Raw genomic sequence first — 15323 nt, forward strand, 5'->3', positions numbered from 1 at the left:
GAGATCACCCCTGCGTGCTGTCAGTGGCGTGGCCGTCTGCCAATTCGGTGTCGCCGACCGACGTCTCGAGTTGTGCCTCGATCCGGTCCATCACGGTGTCCCGATCGGCGTAGTAATCGTTGATCACGGCAGTGAAGCGACGGTAGTCCCGAACGTCCTGTTCCAGCAGATACTGGAGGACTCGCTTTCGATTCCGGAACTCCAGCAACAGTTCCGAGCGCGACCAGCCCCGATCCTGGCGGATCTCCTCGAGAACGATACTGTCGAACTGGTTGAAGGAGTCGGTCTCGGGGTCGTACTCGAAGGCCATCGAGTAGTCCAGATCGCCGGTCCGCTGGTCGATGCCCTCGATCTCCGCGATGGTGTTGGTCCGCCGGACCCGCTGTTCGCCCACGTAGGTCAGAGTCTGGACGGACAGGACATCCAAGGACTGGATCATCGCCCGGGGGACGTTGATCGGTTCGTTCTCCAGGCGATTGATCACCGTCTGGACGCTGTCCGCGTGCATCGTCGAGAAGGTGGTATGACCGGTGTTCATCGCCTGGAAGAGGGTCATCGCCTCCCGCCCCCGGACCTCGCCGACGACGATGTACTCGGGACGGTGGCGCAGCGAACTGCGCAACAGGTCGTACATCGAGATGTCCTCGCCCTCGCCCAGGCTCTCCCGGGTCACGGAGGAGAGCCAGTTATCGTGATGCAGCGTGAGTTCCCGGGTGTCCTCGATCGTCACCACCTTCGCGTTCGGCGGGACGAACATCGAGACCGCGTTCATCGAGGTGGTCTTCCCGGAGGCAGTGCCGCCGGCGAAGATCAGGGACTTGTTGCTCTCGATGGCCAGCCAGAGGTAGGCCATCTGGTCCAGGCTGAAGGTGTCATACTCGATCAGCGTGGCTGGCGTGAACGGCTCCTCGGCGTACTTGCGGATCGTAAACGCCGACCCGCGAGGTGTGACTTCCCGACCGAGCGCGAGTTCCCCGCGGCTGCCATCCGCAAGCGTGGCATTGGTGATGGGGTCGCCGATCGAGATGTGCTGGCCGGAGTTCTGGGCCAGTCGGACGACGAAGTCGTCCAGTTCCGCCTCGCCGAACGAGCGGTTGGTCTGAATATCGGTGTAGGTATCGTGATAGACGAAAAGCGGCAGGTCATAGCCGTCACAGGAAATGTCCTCGATGTGGGGGTCCTTCATGAGGGGGTCGAGCTTGTCAAAGCCCTCGAAGGACCGGTAGAGGTAGTAAAACAGGCGGTAGATCGTGTTCGTGTCCACCTCGACGCCGTACTGCCCGAGGAGTTCGAGGAGGTGTTCGGTGATGACTGCCTCGGCGTCTTCCGGATCGTACTCCGCGCGGAAGATCAGCGACTCGCGGCTGTCCGTGAAGACCTGTTCGAGAAGTTCGTGTTCGAACTCGGTGAGGGTCGGCTCCACGACGAGATACCGATACTCGTTTTCTGCCGCGTTATGGGCGATCACCACGAACGCGAAGGGCGCGTTCACCCAGTAGCGGTCGACTTCCTCGAAGTCCTCGAGCCCAGCGAATTGAACGAGCGGCCCGTCTCGAGCCGGATCGTAGGGGTCGACATCGAGTGCCGAGCCGCGGAGGACCGCCGCGATCTGCGAGAGTCGATAGCGAATCGACCCGACGGCAGTGTCCGACTGGGCTGTGTTCCGGGACATCGATCTGTACGACCACTCTCGAAGGGGGTCTGCTTAAATCCCCACACACCCACCTCGACCGCCGTCACGTTCTTTTCGGAGGAACCCGAACTATCAACTGATGGAACGGGAGGACTTCACGCTGGAGACCCGCTATGTCGAGACCGATTCGGGAGGTGAGACCCAGCCCCTCCCGACACTCCGACTCCGGTATGACGGGCCACAGGCGGAGCTCAAGTCGGCTCTGGAAGGGGCTGACGGATCGATTCTCCAGGCCACGGACATCGACGTGAGCGTCCGGCTACAGGGTGAGATAGACGAGCGGAACCCGGACGGCGTGGTCGCGGTCAGCGACCGACTAACAGGCGATTTCGTGTGTGAGTTCAACGCCCAGGGGCGGGAGGTCTTCGAGTTCCTCGCGGCGGCCAAGCGACGGGCCGAGAGTGTCGAGGGGACGCCCAAATACCGCATTCAACTGTGTGCGGGCGAGACACCCGTCCAGACCTACGAAACCGACACGTTCCTCGTGTACACGAGCGACGGAACCCTCAGGGAATCGGAGAGTCTCATCCCGGCAGGTGTTGAATTGTAGCACACCGGTTTCGACACTATATACTGTCCTCGACGGCAAGCGATGCCCATGGACCTCTTCGGAACGGCGGGCATTCGGGGCCGAGTCGCCGACGAAGTGACACCGGAGCTCGCGCTTCAGGTCGGACAGGCCGTCGGAAAACCGGACCGGAAGTTCGTGGTGGGCCGTGACGGGCGTGTGACCGGCGAGACGCTGGTCGCGGCACTCCGCGCGGGCTTACAGAGCGCTGGGGCGAGTGTGCGCACGGTCGGCATCGTGCCGACACCCACCCTCGCGTTCGCCTCGCAGGGCCGGTATGGGATCCAGGTGACTGCCTCGCACAACCCGCCGGCGGACAACGGAATCAAGCTGTTCGAGGACGGGACCGAGTTCGATCGCCAGGCCGAGCAGGCGGTCTCGGATCGGGTGGCCGATGGCTCTGAGCAGGCCCCCTGGGACCAGTGGGGCGGGACCGAGCGGGTCGACGCCCTCGACGCGTACCAGGAGACAGTCACCGAGTACGTCCGTGGACAGAGACTCCCCGAATCCCATCCGGTCGACGCTGGAGCCGAGATGGATTCGGAAACGCCGCTTGCGGGGACGACCATCGCCGTGGACTGTGGCAACGGAATGGGAGCACTCGGAACGCCACAGCTCCTCGAAGTCCTCGGTGCGAACGTCGTCACGATCAACGGCACCGTCGACGGCCACTTCCCCGGCCGGCCGAGCAAACCCACTCCGGAGACGTTGAGCGAGTTTCGGGACTTCGTTGCCGGCCACCGTTCGGAATTCGGGATCGCTCACGACGGCGACGCCGACCGGGTGGTCCTGGTCGACGGCGACGGCGAAGTCGTCCACGAGGACACGGTCGTCGCCATCTTGGCGGAGTACTACGTCCGGACGAGCGGGGTTGCGGACCCAATCGTCGTCACGACGCCGAACGCATCAGGGCGCATCGACCAGCGGGTCGAAGCCGCCGGGGGGACAATAGAGCGAGTGCGACTCGGTGCGCTCCACGAGGGTATCGCCGCGGCGTCGGGCACGGTCGTGTTCGCGGCCGAGCCCTGGAAGCACATCCATCCCCGACTTGGCCGGTGGATCGACGGCATCGCGAGTGCCGGCCTGCTCTCGGTGCTGATCACCGAAGCCGGTGGCCTCGAAGCGCTTCGCGAGCCGGTGGCAGAACGCCCTTATCGAAAGGTGAGTGTGCCCTGTGCAGAAGACGCGAAGGAGCCGGCGATGGAACAACTCGAAACCACGCTGCCGGAGGCCTTCCCGGCGGCGACGGTCTCGACGGAATACGGCGTGCGACTCGCCTTCGAGGACGGGTCCTGGACGCTGGTCAGGCCGAGTGGAACCGAACCCTACATTCGACTGTACGCCGAGAGCGACGAGGTCGATGACCTCGTGACGGCAGTCCGGTCCACGATTGAAACGGCCATATCGAACGTGTCCGAGTGACACAGGCCCCACAGACAGGGATCTGAACGAGTATTCGACGCCTTTATTTTCGCCGCCGCTTCGGGTATGTGATATGGGTACCTTCGATCGGCGGACGTTTCTCAAGGTGGCCGGTGGCATCGGTGCAACATCCCTGACTGCGCTCGCCGGGTGTTCCGGCGGGGGCGAGACTGACGGGACGACGACTGACGGAGACGGTGGCTCCGGTGACGACGTCACCAACGTCGGGATGGTATACGCCACGGGTGGCCTGGGCGACGGGTCGTTCAACGACCAGGCCCAGTCCGGCATCATGGATGCCACCGAGGACTTCAACGTGGAGTACAACGAGTCCCAGCCGGAGAACACCACCGACTTCTCCTCACATCAGGAGCAGTTCGCCCAGTCGACCGACCCGAACTACGATCTGGTCGCCTCGATCGGCTATCTCCAGGCTGATTCGCTGGCCGACACGGCCGCGAACTACCCCGACCAGCAGTTCATGATCGTCGACGAGACCGTCGACGCAGACAACGTCGCCTCCTATGTCTTCCGGGAGCACGAGGGTTCCTACCTGGTCGGTCAGCTGGCCGGCCTGCTGACTACCCGTGAGTTCAGCGCCGGGGGCGGCGAAACCAAGCCCGACGAGAAGGTCGTCGGCTTCGTGGGCGGTGTCGAGGGCGGCCTCATCGGCAAGTTCGAGGCTGGCTTCACCGCCGGTGTCAAGTCGATCGACAGCGAGATCGAGGTCAAATCCGGGTACGCGGGCTCCTTCACGGACCCCTCGACCGGCACCGAGATCGCGGACGACATGTACAGCGGCGGCGCGGACATCGTCTATCACGCCGCCGGAAACACCGGGACGGGCGTGTTTGAGTCCGCCCAGAGCAACGGCCGCTTTGCGATCGGCGTCGACCGTGACCAGTCGATCACGAAGGACGGCTACGCGGACGTGATCCTCGCGAGCATGGTCAAGCGGGTTGACACGGCCGTCTACACCGCCGTCGAGTCGGTCGTCAACGACGCCTTCGAAGCCGGCACGAACACCCTGGGCCTGGACGACGACGGTGTCGCCACGGTCTACGGCGACCAGATCGGCTCCGAGATCCCCCAGGAGATCAAAGACCAGGTCAGTTCGAGCCGAGAAGAGATCATGGCCGGGGACATCGAGGTCCCGACCGATCCCGAGAACGTCTGAGCAAGGCAGACAATGGAGCCAGCCGTCCGGTTGTCGGGGATCACCAAGCGGTTTCCCGGGGTCCTCGCGAACGACGACGTCGACCTCTCGGTCGAACGCGGGTCGGTACACGCCCTCCTCGGCGAGAACGGGGCCGGCAAGACGACGCTGATGAACATCCTCTACGGTCTCTACGAGCCCACCGACGGGATTGTCACCGTGGGCGGGGAAGAGCGGGACTTCGACTCGCCCCGCGAGGCCATCGACGCGGGCGTCGGGATGATTCATCAGCACTTCATGCTCGTCGACCCGATGACGGTGACCGAGAATATCGTGCTGGGCAACGAACCCCGGAAGTGGGGCGGACTCCTCGTCGATCGGGACCAGGCTCGCCAGGAGGTCCGTGAGCTGAGCGACCGGTACGGCTTCGACGTCGATCCCGACGCGACGATCGAGGAGATCAGCGTGGGGGTCAGACAACGTGTCGAGATCCTCAAGGCCCTCTACCGGGGTGCGGAAGTGCTGATCATGGACGAACCGACGGCGGTCCTGACCCCACAGGAGGTCGAGGACCTCTTTGCGGTCTTCGAGGAGTTGACCGAGCAGGGCAAGACGATCATCTTCATCACGCACAAGCTCGGCGAGGCCATGGAGGCCGCCGACGAGATCACGGTCCTGCGAGACGGGCAGAACGTCGGAACCGTCGAGGCCGACAATGCGGACCGCGAATCCCTGGCCAGAATGATGGTCGGACGGGAAGTCCTCATGGAGGTCGAAAAGCAGGCTGCGAACCCAGGCCCACCGGTCCTGGAGGTGTCAAACCTCGATGTCGAGAACGACCGGGGCGTCCCCGCCGTGCAGGACCTCTCCCTCGCCGTTCGCGAGGGCGAGATCCTCGGTATTGCCGGCGTGGATGGGAATGGCCAGGCCGAACTGGTCGAGGCGATCAGCGGGCTCCGGACGGCGGAATCCGGAACCATCCAGCTTTCGGGTGCGGACATCACCGACGACAGCCGGCTCGAACGCATCGACGCCGGGATGGCCTACATTCCCGAGGACCGCCAGGAACGGGGCCTCGTGATGGACTTTCAGCTCGTCGAGAACGGGATTCTGGGGAGCCAGCACTCCGGCCGCTTCGGCCCCGGGCCCCGCCTCAACTGGAACACTGCCAGGAGCCACGCCGAAGACATCGTCGAGGAGTTCGACGTGCGTCCGGGACAGACGGACGTAACAGCAGTGTCACTCTCCGGCGGGAACCAGCAGAAGTTCATCGTGGGCCGGGAGTTCAAGCGCGACCCACGGCTGATGCTCGCGACCCACCCGACCCGGGGCGTGGACGTGGGCTCGACCGAATACATCCACGACCGACTCATCGACCTGCGAGCGGACGGGACGGGCGTGCTTCTGGTCTCCTCGAAACTGGACGAGGTACAGGCGCTCTCGGATCGGCTCGCAGTGATGTACGAGGGAGAACTCGTCGCCGTGGTCGATCCGGATGCCGTCACCGACGAGGAACTGGGGCTGCTCATGGCCGGCGAACGACCCACTGACTTCGAGGCCGCCGATCGATCGGTGGACGTGGAGGGGAGTGTATGACCCTCCGCGATCGCGTCTACGATCTTCTTGATCGCCTGACCCGAGCCTCGGGATTCGAGCGGGTGCTCATCAGCCTGGCGGCACTCACACTGTCGATGATCGTCGGCACCGGACTGATCCTCTTTGCCGGGCTCCTCGCGGAGTGTTCGAGCCCGGCGATGCGCCTGTTCGGACTGAGTTTCTGTTATGATCCGCTTGCGGTCTTCGACAAGCTCTTTTTGGGTGCGTTCGGCGATCCGATCAACCCGGCGTTCAAGCCGCTCCAGGGCGAGTTCGCTTCGATTATCCGCCCCGGCTTTGACCCGCTGAACGGGCAACTGGCGACGACCCTCTCCGAGACGACGATCCTCATCTTCGCGGGAGTGGCAGTCGCCATCGCGTTCCGGGCCGGCATCTTCAACATTGGAGCCCAGGGGCAACTCGTTGCGGGTGCGCTGGCGACGGCACTGGCGCTCCTGCCGATCGCACCCCACGTGACGGGGGCGGTCGGCACGCTCCTGCTCCTGATCGTGGGACTTCTCGTCGGCGCACTCGCTGGCGGGGCCTTCGCGGCGATTCCGGGGGCGTTGCTGGCCTACTTCGAGGCCAACGAGGTCATCACGACGATCATGTTGAACTTCGTCGCCACCTCGACGGCGCTGTACCTCGTTGCAAACCACTTCAAGGACCCCGAAAGTTTCGCGAACCAGACCGTCGCGCTTCCGGACCACGCCCTTTTCCCGAGTGTGATCTTCGAGGCCCGAGACGACTTTTCGATTCTGGCGTTGCTCTTCGGCATCGCGATGCTCCTCGGGATCTGGTATCTGCTCAATCACACCGCGATCGGCTATGACATCCGCACGAGCGGGATTCAGCCCGACGCAGCGGAGTACGGCGGGGTCAACGCCGAGCGGACGATCCTCACGGGGATGACCCTCTCGGGCGCGCTGGCCGGGATCGGTGGGGCCGTCTACGTCCTGATGATGCTCGGGAACTTCCAGGTGGGGGTCCCGGACTACGGGTTCGACGGCATCACCGTCTCGATTCTCGCCGGGAACAACCCACTGGGGGTTGGCTTTGCTGGCCTGCTCTTTGGCGTGCTCAAGAGCGGGTCGGTGGTCGTCGACGTCGGGACGGACGTCCCGCCCCAACTCGTCGGGGTGTTGCGGGGGTTGATCATCCTCTTCGTCGCCATGCCGGAGTTCTTCCGCATGATCGGCAAGCGCGTGGTGCCAGCCGATCGACACGACCCACGGGGTGAGCAAGAATGACTGCGTTGACCATCTCGACGCTCATGGATCGGATTCGATCGCTCGGCGTCCGCGGGAGCGTCGCAGTCGTGACGTTGTTCCTGCTCGCGGTGATCGGAATCATCGGGGTGTTCCACCCCGAGTCGAACCTCGGACAGCTATTCGACATCCTCACGTCGGCGGACACGCTCTCCTCGGCGCTGCGGCTCTCCGTCCCGATTGCCTTCGCTGCACTCGGTGGCATCTTTGCGGAGAAAAGTGGAGTCATCAACATCGGCCTGGAGGGGCTGCTCATCATCGCCGCCTTCTTCGGGGTGTATGCCACCGAGGTCACCGGGAGCGTCTGGATCGGCATGGGCGCGGGCGTCCTCTCCTCAACGCTTCTCGCGGCCCTTTTCGGCGTGGTCTGTATCGAATTCCGGGCCGACCAGATCATCGCGGGGCTGGCCGTCTGGCTCATCGCGCTGGGACTGGCGCCGTTCCTCTCACAGGTGATCTACAACGGGCCGAACACGGTGAGCGTGAAATCCCTGGAGACGATCACGATTCCCTACCTGTCGGAGATTCCCTTCTTCGGGGCACTCTTCGACGCCTCGCCGGTCGTCTACCTGATGTTCGTCGCGGTCGCGGCCTCCTGGTACACGCTCAACCGGACGTCCTTCGGCCGGTGGGTCATCGCGAGCGGGGAAAACCCCAAGGCCCTCGATACCGCCGGCGTGAGCGTCCGTCGGGTTCGCTATGCCGCCGTGCTGCTCTCGGGCGTGCTCAGCGGCATCGGCGGGGCGGCACTCTCCCTGTCGCTGGGCCAGTTCATCGGCAACGGCGCGACGATGGTCAACGGCAAGGGCTTCATCGCCATCGTGGCCTACCTGTTCGGCAACTACAACCCGGTCGGAGCGATGCTGTCGACGCTGCTCTTTGCCGGCCTCGAAGCCGTGCAGATCGCCCTGCAGGTCGGCAACGTCTTCGCGATCCCACAGTCCCTGGTCCGCACGATCCCGTATCTCACGGTCGTCATCGTGCTGGCGCTGGTCGGGAATACAAGGGTGCCCGAAGCCGCCGGGGACTACTACGAGTCCGGCGAAGAGTAGTTGGCGGGGTTGGGGACCGATTCAACGACTCCCTTCTCACCGGCCAGGAGTAGTTCGACGGCAAAGACGGAACCCGCTGGATCGTTGTCCTCGACCCGGACCGCACCGCCGTACCGAGTGACCAGGTGCTGGACCAGAAAGAGGCCAAGCCCCGTCCCGGCACTGTCGAGTCCTTTTTCCCCTTTTCCAAAAATTTCGTCTTTCTGTTCGTCGGCTATCCCCGGGCCGTTGTCCGCAATCCTGACGACGACCCGCTTCGCATGCGGCTCCACAGACACCGTGATTTCCGGGATGTCCTTGTCGTTGTGCTGGACCGCATTCGTGAGGAGATTGCGGAACACCGAGTGTAGCATCTGGTTGGCCTGGACCTGGAGAGATGGCAGCGAGCCGTCGACGGTCACCTTTGCGTCCGGAAACTCGGAGTCGGCCCTGTCGAGTTCGCGCTCGAGTGTGGCTCGGAGGTCGACCTGATTCGGTTGCGATGTCTTCTCCTGTGAGAGCATCACATCGGCCATATCTCGTGCGGTCTTGGTCAGCTCAATCGCGTGATTGGCACTCTCCTGTAACGTGTCGAGATGCTCCGCCCCCTCCTCGTCGACGTAGTCGGTCAAAAGATCGCTATACGCAGTCACAACCACCAATTGCAACACGACCGGCCCGGTACCATTTTTCCCACGGATCCCCACACCCGAGACATGGACGAGTTATTGAACGCGGCCCGCGAGGCCGTCTCGAAGGCCTACGTTCCCTACTCCGAGTACGCAGTCGGCGCAGCCATCGAGACCACCGCGGGCGCGATCTACACCGGCGCGAACCTCGAAGTATCGAACTACTCGAACAGCCTGCACGCGGAGGAGGTGGCCCTCTCGCGGGCGCTCATGGACGGCCACGAGGAGTTCGAGCGAATCGCCGTGAGCGCCGAGGCGGCCGACGGGCCGACTCCCTGTGGCATGTGTCGACAGACCCTCTCGGAGTTCGCTGGCCCGGACTTCGTCGTAGTCGTCGACGCCCAGGACGGGCCCGAAACCTACCGACTGGGCGAACTCCTCCCCCACGCCTTTTCCGGAGCAAATCTCGGCGTCGAATAGCGGCCGAAAGATTTTGGCCACCGTCCGTCATGGGGGAGTATGGACGGCGACAGCGAGGACCCCAGTGACGAGACCCAGTATCACCTCGGCGTAAAGCCAGCAGACCTGGCCGAGGCCGTGCTCCTGCCGGGGAACCCCGATCGCATCGAGACGATCACGCGGTTCTGGGACCGAGCCGAGCAGCGGGCGCGACACCGTGAGTATCGAACGGTCACCGGTGAGTACGACGGGACGCCGATCTCGGTCACCTCCACGGGAATCGGGAGTCCATCGGCGGCAATAGCCGTCGAGGAACTGGCCCGGGCCGGTGCAGATACCTTGATCCGCGTGGGATCGACCGGCGCGATTCAGCCCGATATGGAGATCGGTGACCTGGTCATTACAACTGGGGGCGTCCGCCAGGAGGGGACGAGTTCGGAGTACGTGCGGGAGGATTACCCCGCCGTGGCCGACCGGGAGGTCACGAGCGCGCTCGTGGCCGCCGCCGAACGGCTCGGCTATGACTATCACCTCGGGCTCACGATGAGCGCCGATAGCTTCTACGCGGGCCAGGGTCGTCCCGGGTTCGAGGGCTTTCGAGCCGCCGGGAGCGAAGATCTGGTCGAGGAACTGCGGGAGGCCAACGTGAAGAACATCGAGATGGAGGCGAGTGCGATCCTCACCCTCTCGAATCTCTACGATCTCCGGGCCGGCGCGATCTGTTCGGTGTACGCCAATCGAGCCACCGGCGAGTTCCGCACGGAGGGTGACAACCGGGCCGCGGAGGTCGCCTCGCTCGCAGTTCACCTGCTGGCCGAGATGGACCGGGTGAAGGAAGCCGCCGGCGTGGAGCACTGGCACCCGGGACTCACACTGGCCGACTGAGCGGACGGCGGAATTTTATACCGCCCGTCCCTCCGGTCGAGTATGCCCTCGAAGCGAGCGTTGGAGACGACCCCTTTTGCGGCCATGGAAGTCTTAGAGAAGGCCGGAAAGCTCGATGACGTCGTTCACCTGGAGGTGGGCGAACCCGACTTCGAACCTCCGGCCGTCGCCAGGGAAGTCGCGAGCGAGTCGGCAGCACATGGAGAGGTGAGCTACACCAACGCCCGCGGCAAAGAATCACTCCGCGAGGCGATCAGTGACTACTACGAGCGGCAGTACGGCGTCGACGTGCCACTGAACCGGATCTTCGTCACGCCCGGCTCGTCGCCAGCGCTCCTGGCCGTGATGCTCGATGTCGTCGATCCCGGCTCGGAGGTCGTCCTCACCGACCCGCATTATGCGCCCTATCCGAACTTCGTCCGACAGGCCGAGGGGACAACGACGACCGTCGAACTGGACCCGGAGACCGGATTCGAGCCCCGCATCGCCGATTTCGAGGCCGCGGTGGGCCCGGAGTCGGCGGGCCTGCTCATCAACTCGCCGGCAAATCCGACCGGGGCCGTCCTCTCGCCGGAGTCGGTCGAGGCGCTGGTCGACCTCGCCGACCGGACCGGGACCCGCTTGATCTCCGACGAGATCTATCACGGCCTGGATTTCGACGCCGAGGCCCACTCGGTGCTTGAGTACACCGACGACGCGTTTGTCCTCGACGGCGTCTCCAAGCGCTATGGGATGACCGGCTGGCGGCTGGGCTGGATCATCGCGCCGCCAGACGAGGAGGAAGCCATCAATCGACTGGTCCAGAACTTCCTGATCTGTGCGCCGAACCACGTCCAGGACGCCGCCGAGGCGGCCATCCGCGAGGGGGCCGGTCTGGACTCGATTCGGGACACCTACCGAGAGCGCCGGGATCTCCTGCTCGAAGCCGCCCGGGATTGGGGGTTGGATATGGGGTATACGCCCGCCGGCGCGTACTACCTCCTGCTCGATGTGAGTTCACTGCCGGGTGATGCCTTCGAGGTGGCCGACCGTATACTCGAAGCGACCGGCGTCGCCATGACGCCGGGCCCGGACTTCGGGACTCAGGCCGAAAACACGTTGCGAGCCTCCTTCGCCACGAGCACGGCGGACATCAAGGAGGCTATCGAGCGGCTGGACGCCTACTTCGAGTCGGCCTGAATCGCCTCCGGGAATGACCGCTGCAGGGCGGCCCTTCACTTGATTCGTTCTTGCAAAAAGGTCGGGTGGGCCTCCTCGACGCCCTCGATCGTGAGCATCGACTCCTGGATGAACCGGGCCAGTCGGTCGCCGTCCTCGGCTCGGACCTCCGCCAGGAGCATGTGGTCGCCACTCGACGTGTAGAGGGTCCGGACCGCATCGAACTCCTTGAGCGACTGGAGCGCGTCGACGTAGCACTCGCTTTTCACGTCCAGGCCGACCCAGGCGATGGAGGTCGAGGCGAGTTTCTTGGGATCGACGTCAGCCGAGTAGCCAACGATGACGCCCTCCTCCTCGAGTTGCGTGATATACTTTCGGACCGTCGGCTTGGAGACCCCCACCCGGTCGGCGATCTCGCCGTACGAGGCCTGGGCGTCTTCTTCGAGGACCGCGAGGATGCGATCCGCAGTCGACTCGTCGTTCACGAAGATTCCTTTGGGTTCGGCGAAAAAATACCTTCCGAATCTGAAAGCAAACTCGCGGTTCCGATCAGGTGTGGCGGTCGAGCCGATCGTAGGACCGTTCCCACTCCTTCTCCTCGTCGAAGTACTGCCCGACGACCGGGGATTCGGGCATCTCGTCGCGAGCCTGTTTCTCCTCCTGGTAGGTCCGGCGGTCCTTCTCGACGTAGTACCGCCCCGTGAGGACCTTCCCGTCGTAGAGTGCCTGTTCGGTCTCGTGCATCATCTCGGCGGCCTCACGCCGGTCGGTCACGTCGAAGTCATACTCGTCGGACTCCTGCACGTCGATGTACGGGACGTACTGTGCGCCGTCCTTGTTCCAGGTCGGACACTGCGTGAGGAAATCCACATGGGCGAACCCGTCGTGTTCGATAGCCTCGACCAGGATCTCCTGGGCCTGCTTCGGGTTCGTCGCCGCCGTGCGGGCGATAAAGGAGGCGCCAGCGGAGAGCGCAAGGGACATCGGTCGGACCGGGTCCTTCGCGACGCCCCTGAGCTGGGTCTTTGATTTGTGACCCTTGGGGCTGGTGGGGGAGGACTGGCCCTTCGTGAGCCCGAAGACCTCGTTGTTGAACACGATGTAAGTCATGTCGTGGTTCTCCCGGGCGGTGTGGGTGAAGTGGTTCCCACCGATACCGTAGCCGTCACCGTCACCGCCGGCAGCCACGACTTCGAGATCCTCGTTGACCATCTTCGCGGCCCGCCCCAGTGGCAGGGTCCGCCCGTGAATGGCATGAAAGCCATACGAGTCGAAGTAACTGTTCAGCTTTCCCGAGCAGCCGATCCCAGTGACCAGCAGCACCTCTTCGGGGTCCCGGCCCAGATCGGACATCGCACCTTTCAGCGCTTTCAGCACCGAGTAGTCACCACACCCGGGACACCAAGTCGCCTGGGGCTCGATCTCGGGGGTGTAGTCGTCGCTCGTGACCTCCTCGCCGGAGTCGATGGCGTCGAACTGGTTCATGATCGGTCACCTGCCGGGGGACGAAGGGTGGTTTCAGACGAGGTGTCCCCGCCCTCGCCGGACTGTTTGATCTCGACGGCCTCGATGATCTCGGCCGGTTCGAAGGGATCGCCGTTGTACTTCAGGAGACTGGAGAGCACGTCGCCGTAGTCCCCGAACTCCTTCTGGAGCAGCCCTTTGAACTGCCCCGTCGCGTTCATCTCGACCACGAGGGCCTCCTCGACGCCCGCGAGGAAGTCCGCGATCTCCTCGGTACGGAGCGGGGCCATCTGACTCACCGAGAGGGCCTTGATCGAGTGGCCCGACTCGGTCAGTCGTCGAACGGCCTCCTCGACGACTCCCTTCTGTGAGCCCCAGGTCAGCAGCGCGAAATCGGCGTCCTCGTCGCCGACGACCGTGTCGGGTGAGGCCTGCTCGGCGAGGGCATCTCGGACGACCTCGACCTTGCTCACGCGGCGGTTCATCTGCTTGATGCGGTTTGCCGTGTCCTCCGCGATCTGGCCGTCCGGCCAGTGCTCGTTGCCCGTCGCGAGGAATCGTCCGTTTCGCATCCCGGGGAGCGAGCGCGGGTTCACGTCCGTGTCGCCCTCGGTGCGGAACCGTTCGTACCGGCCACCCACGTCGTGTGGGAGGTCCTCGAGTTCCGCCTCGGTGGCAACCGAGCCCAGATCGGGGTTGGCTTCGCGGTCGAAGAAGCTCCGCGGAAGGTTGCGGAACTCGCCCGTGAGCATGTCGTCGTAGAGGACGATCGCCGGCAGTTGATACTTGTAGGCCAGTTCGAAGGCGAGCCTGGTTTGCTCGTAGGACTCCCTGACGTTACCCGGGGCGAAGACGACCCGACTCGAATCGCCCTGGCTGGTCGAGAGGACGAACTCCAGGTCGGACTGCTCGGTCTTGGTCGGCATCCCCGTCGAGGGGCCGGCCCGCTGGGCCTCGACCATCACGAGTGGCGTCTCGGTCATCTCCGCGAGCCCGATCGACTCGGACATCAGGGAGAAGCCGCCACCGGAGGACCCGGTGAGGGCCTTGGCCCCGGCGTGGCTCGCACCGATTGCCATCATGGAGGCCGCGATCTCGTCCTCGACCTGTTCGGCGACGCCGCCCAGATCTTCGATCTCACGTTTCAGAATGGTGAATACGTCCGTCCACGGGGTCATCGGGTAGCCCGAGACGAACCGACAGCCCTCGTCGATCGCCCCATACGAGATCCCGTGACTGGCCGAGAGCAGGACCTGCTCTTCGTCGTGGTCGTGTTTCGGGATCCGGAGGTCGTGGGTGGCCTCGAATTCCGCGTTGGTGTGCTCGTAGGCGTCCGAAAGCACGGCGAGGTTGGCGTCGAGGATGTCCCCACCCATCGCCTCGCTCATCAGCTCCTGGATGGGATCGAGGGGCATATCCAGCAGGGCTGCTGTCGCCCCCACACCGGCGGTGTTTCGCATGACGTCCCGACCGTGTTCCCGGGCGATGGCACGGAGGTCGATCGGGTAGAGATGCCAATCGTTTTCCCTGGCCTGGGTCTCCAGGTCACCGACGTCTTCATCCTCGAGAACGCCCGTGTCGTAGATGATGAGCCCGCCCTCGTTGAGTTCGTCGAGGTTCTCGAAGAGAGGTTTGGTCTTCTCGTCGCCGTAGACAGCACCCTCCGAGGGGTTCCGGGCGAAGCTATCACCCAGTGCCAGGAGGACGTTGAAGCCGTCCCCACGGGACGTAACTGGCTCCTCGCTGGCTCGTACTTCGACGTACGTGTGTCCGCCGCGGATGCGGGACGGGTAGTGACGATGCGTGTAGACGTGTAACCCGTAACGCATCAGCGCCTTGGTGAAGTTCTGGCTCGTCGAGTCGATTCCGTCCCCGGAACCGCCCGCGATTCGCCAGATGAGTTCGTCCTGAGTCATAGTAAGGCCTCGGTCCATCTTGGACCGTTAATTCGGGGGTAGGGGGAGCGGCAACTAAACCGTTTGCCTTCAGTCAGC

The 15323-nt window shown here is 64.1% G+C and carries 14 protein-coding genes; 9 read left to right on the plus strand and 5 right to left on the minus strand.

The features are described 5' to 3' along the window. Window positions 1-4: 4 nt before the first annotated feature. Entirely contained in the window at window positions 5-1672 is a 1668-nt protein-coding gene (locus RH831_RS09645) for a type II/IV secretion system ATPase subunit (protein WP_310553975.1), read from the minus strand. A 100-nt stretch (window positions 1673-1772) separates the two neighbouring features. Here RH831_RS09645 and RH831_RS09650 point away from each other — a divergent pair, with 100 nt between their 5' ends. From RH831_RS09650 to RH831_RS09675, 6 genes are all read left to right on the plus strand, one after another. Beyond that, entirely contained in the window at window positions 1773-2243 is a 471-nt protein-coding gene (locus tag RH831_RS09650; protein ID WP_310553976.1) for a DUF5793 family protein, read from the plus strand. Window positions 2244-2291: 48 nt separating this feature from the next. Next, window positions 2292-3683, plus strand: a complete 1392-nt coding sequence (locus tag RH831_RS09655; protein WP_310554146.1) for a phosphomannomutase — start codon at window positions 2292-2294, stop codon at window positions 3681-3683. A 73-nt stretch (window positions 3684-3756) separates the two neighbouring features. Beyond that, a complete protein-coding gene (locus RH831_RS09660; RefSeq protein ID WP_310553977.1) occupies window positions 3757-4860 on the plus strand; it encodes a BMP family protein in 1104 nt (367 codons plus the stop codon). 12 nt (window positions 4861-4872) lie between these two features. After that, on the plus strand, window positions 4873-6435 hold the full coding sequence (locus tag RH831_RS09665; RefSeq protein WP_310553978.1) for an ABC transporter ATP-binding protein: 1563 nt from the start codon (window positions 4873-4875) through the stop codon (window positions 6433-6435). Then, a complete protein-coding gene (locus RH831_RS09670; protein WP_310553979.1) occupies window positions 6432-7685 on the plus strand; it encodes an ABC transporter permease in 1254 nt (417 codons plus the stop codon). Before RH831_RS09665 ends, RH831_RS09670 begins: the two co-directional genes overlap by 4 nt. 23 nt (window positions 7686-7708) lie before the next feature. After that, on the plus strand, window positions 7709-8755 hold the full coding sequence (locus tag RH831_RS09675; protein WP_310554147.1) for an ABC transporter permease: 1047 nt from the start codon (window positions 7709-7711) through the stop codon (window positions 8753-8755). Here the strand turns inward: RH831_RS09675 and RH831_RS09680 are convergent. Next, window positions 8734-9387 (minus strand): HAMP domain-containing sensor histidine kinase, encoded by a 654-nt coding sequence (locus tag RH831_RS09680; RefSeq protein WP_310553980.1) that lies wholly within the window; start codon window positions 9385-9387, stop codon window positions 8734-8736. The genes RH831_RS09675 and RH831_RS09680 overlap by 22 nt on opposite strands. Here RH831_RS09680 and cdd point away from each other — a divergent pair. The 3 genes from cdd to RH831_RS09695 are packed head-to-tail and all read left to right on the plus strand — an operon-like array spanning window position 9331 to window position 11886. Beyond that, window positions 9331-9843, plus strand: a complete 513-nt coding sequence (cdd, locus tag RH831_RS09685) for a cytidine deaminase (RefSeq protein ID WP_310553981.1) — start codon at window positions 9331-9333, stop codon at window positions 9841-9843. The two genes, RH831_RS09680 and cdd, sit on opposite strands and share 57 nt — an antisense overlap. A gap of 39 nt (window positions 9844-9882) precedes the next feature. Further along, window positions 9883-10707, plus strand: coding sequence for a nucleoside phosphorylase (locus RH831_RS09690; RefSeq protein WP_310553982.1), 825 nt, complete (start codon window positions 9883-9885; stop codon window positions 10705-10707). Window positions 10708-10749: 42 nt separating this feature from the next. Further along, window positions 10750-11886, plus strand: a complete 1137-nt coding sequence (locus tag RH831_RS09695; protein ID WP_310553983.1) for an aminotransferase class I/II-fold pyridoxal phosphate-dependent enzyme — start codon at window positions 10750-10752, stop codon at window positions 11884-11886. Between the two features lie 35 nt (window positions 11887-11921). On the opposite strand, the gene lrpA1 is transcribed toward RH831_RS09695, so the two are convergent. The 3 genes from lrpA1 to RH831_RS09710 form a co-directional block, all read right to left on the minus strand. After that, entirely contained in the window at window positions 11922-12350 is a 429-nt protein-coding gene (lrpA1, locus tag RH831_RS09700; protein ID WP_310553984.1) for an HTH-type transcriptional regulator LrpA1, read from the minus strand. Between the two features lie 64 nt (window positions 12351-12414). Further along, complete coding sequence (locus RH831_RS09705) at window positions 12415-13350, minus strand: thiamine pyrophosphate-dependent enzyme (RefSeq protein WP_310553985.1); 936 nt, start codon at window positions 13348-13350, stop codon at window positions 12415-12417. Beyond that, entirely contained in the window at window positions 13347-15245 is a 1899-nt protein-coding gene (locus tag RH831_RS09710) for a 2-oxoacid:acceptor oxidoreductase subunit alpha (RefSeq protein ID WP_310553986.1), read from the minus strand. The genes RH831_RS09705 and RH831_RS09710 overlap by 4 nt, the downstream gene beginning before the upstream one ends. Between the last annotated feature and the right edge of the window lie 78 nt (window positions 15246-15323).

The organism is Halodesulfurarchaeum sp. HSR-GB, from assembly GCF_031432215.1.
Taxonomy (GTDB): domain Archaea; phylum Halobacteriota; class Halobacteria; order Halobacteriales; family Halobacteriaceae; genus Halodesulfurarchaeum.

Coding starts and splice junctions, on each gene's coding strand:
- RH831_RS09645 (WP_310553975.1), bottom strand. CDS start 1,672: ATGTCCCGGAACACAGCCCAGTCGGACACTGCCGTCGGGTCGATTCGC.
- RH831_RS09650 (WP_310553976.1), top strand. CDS start 1,773: ATGGAACGGGAGGACTTCACGCTGGAGACCCGCTATGTCGAGACCGAT.
- RH831_RS09655 (WP_310554146.1), top strand. CDS start 2,292: ATGGACCTCTTCGGAACGGCGGGCATTCGGGGCCGAGTCGCCGACGAA.
- RH831_RS09660 (WP_310553977.1), top strand. CDS start 3,757: ATGGGTACCTTCGATCGGCGGACGTTTCTCAAGGTGGCCGGTGGCATC.
- RH831_RS09665 (WP_310553978.1), top strand. CDS start 4,873: ATGGAGCCAGCCGTCCGGTTGTCGGGGATCACCAAGCGGTTTCCCGGG.
- RH831_RS09670 (WP_310553979.1), top strand. CDS start 6,432: ATGACCCTCCGCGATCGCGTCTACGATCTTCTTGATCGCCTGACCCGA.
- RH831_RS09675 (WP_310554147.1), top strand. CDS start 7,709: ATGGATCGGATTCGATCGCTCGGCGTCCGCGGGAGCGTCGCAGTCGTG.
- cdd (WP_310553981.1), top strand. CDS start 9,331: ATGCTCCGCCCCCTCCTCGTCGACGTAGTCGGTCAAAAGATCGCTATA.
- RH831_RS09690 (WP_310553982.1), top strand. CDS start 9,883: ATGGACGGCGACAGCGAGGACCCCAGTGACGAGACCCAGTATCACCTC.
- RH831_RS09695 (WP_310553983.1), top strand. CDS start 10,750: ATGCCCTCGAAGCGAGCGTTGGAGACGACCCCTTTTGCGGCCATGGAA.
- RH831_RS09705 (WP_310553985.1), bottom strand. CDS start 13,350: ATGAACCAGTTCGACGCCATCGACTCCGGCGAGGAGGTCACGAGCGAC.
- RH831_RS09710 (WP_310553986.1), bottom strand. CDS start 15,245: ATGACTCAGGACGAACTCATCTGGCGAATCGCGGGCGGTTCCGGGGAC.